The 1,800-nt window shown below is 39.2% G+C and carries 1 protein-coding gene; it reads right to left on the minus strand.

The genetic code is table 11. From position 1 onward, the window contains the following. Positions 1–1,632: IS1182 family transposase (locus tag M3210_RS19780; RefSeq protein ID WP_251517992.1), on the minus strand; the 1,632-nt coding region annotated here is incomplete at its 3' end. Positions 1,633–1,800 lie beyond the last annotated feature (168 nt).

Genomic DNA, 1,800 nt, shown 5'->3' on the forward strand with positions numbered 1-1,800 from the left:
CAAGCAAAAAATTTTGCTTGGATCCTTTTTTGAGTAAAATTTATCATCATCGGTCACTATACCTGGGTTGTTGGCGGTGTACTTTCTCAAGTTCACCGCCATTAATGCAAAGGCTAATTCCTTGGTCACCTTTTGTTTTCCTCTAACGGAAAAACGAGTGAAACCCAAATTAGCCTTCAGAAATCCGAAAACTGGCTCCACATCAATTTTACGTTTCCCGTAAATTTCACCGGTTTTCTCGTCTGAAAGCTTCGTGCGTACATATTCTTTTTGAGATTCCCACTTTTCATTGATGTAGACTTTCCGGTTGTTACCCGGCTTTGCTTTGGTGCACAGATCGCGCAGTGGACAGGCTGAACAGTCCTCACATTCATACACTTTAAACTCACGTGTAAATCCGTACCTGTCCTTTCGTTTGGAGTGATAGCTAAACCGCACTTTTCTTCCATTTGGACATAGATACGCATCTTCTTCTTCATTATATTCCCAGTTGTCTACATGAAAAGCATTCTCTCTGTGTTTCTTTTTCTTCTCCTTTCGATACTGATTGTATGTAATGAGTGGTATTCGATTTCGATTCTCTAGGATATCTTCATAATTCTGTTCACTGCCGTACCCCGCATCTGCGACAATGTGTTCTGGAAGCTCAAAGAAGTGATCTTCAATTGTGTTGAGAAAAGGAATCAACGTACGTGTATCCGTTGGATTCGGGAAAACATCGTAAGCTAGTGCGTATTGACCTTCCGTCGCAATCTGTACATTATAACCAGCTTTCAACTGACCGTTCTTCATGTAGTCATCTTTCATGCGCATAAACGTCGCATCTGGATCTGTCTTCGAGTAACTATTGCGGTTACCGAAGATCTCCATATCGTTTTGATACTTTTGTTTACGAATGATGAAATCCTCAAACTGCTTACGAGCTCGTTTTGGAAATTTACGTTCCGAACGGATTTTCTTTCGCTCGCTGCCAACTTCACAAGCTTCAATTTTTTCGTTGTATTCTTCCATTTTTTCATCTAACTTTTCAACTACTTTTTCCATCTCTTGAACGGATAACTCTTCTTGATTTTCTCGCTCAATCGCCGGAATAATTTCCTTCTCTAATAACTCATCATACAGTTGATTCGATTTTTCAATCAGGTTGTCACTATATTTTTCGGTGGACTTCCGCCAAACAAAGGTGAACTTATTGGCGTTTGCTTCAATCTTCGTTCCATCAATAAAAATCGCATCTTCCTCTATCAGTTCCTTCTCCACTAATTGATTTCTAAACTGTACAAAACATTCACGAAGAATCTCTTCAATGAGGGGATTAGAACGAAATCGATTAATGGTGCGGTAGCTTGGTTCGTAACCCTGCGCTAGCCACATCATCCGAACACTGTCCTGTAGTAAGGCTTCTATTTTACGACCAGAAAAGACAGACTGCGTATACCCACACAATATAATTTTTAACATCATCCGCGGATGATAGGATGGTCGACCGGTCTGGCGTAAGAATTTTTCAAAGACCTCATCAGGAATACTCTCTACTAAATCGTGAATCGCAAAAGCTATATCATTTTCTTGTAATTTGATTTCTAAATCCAGCGGCAAAACAACTTGATTCATGGTATAATGTTTAAACATAAGGACACCTCTTTTGTGATTAATTATTGTGTGGTAACTTTAATTTTATCAAAAGGTGTCCTTTTTGTTTACTAAAATAACGATAGCAAAAAGCGTAGGGCCTACACATTTTTTGTGTGAACTCCTACGCCTTATTTTTTATTTACTGGGGTTTTGTCCCAGCCTCTT

Source organism: Oceanobacillus luteolus, from assembly GCF_023715655.1.
Classification (GTDB): Bacteria; Bacillota; Bacilli; order Bacillales; family Amphibacillaceae; genus Oceanobacillus; species Oceanobacillus luteolus.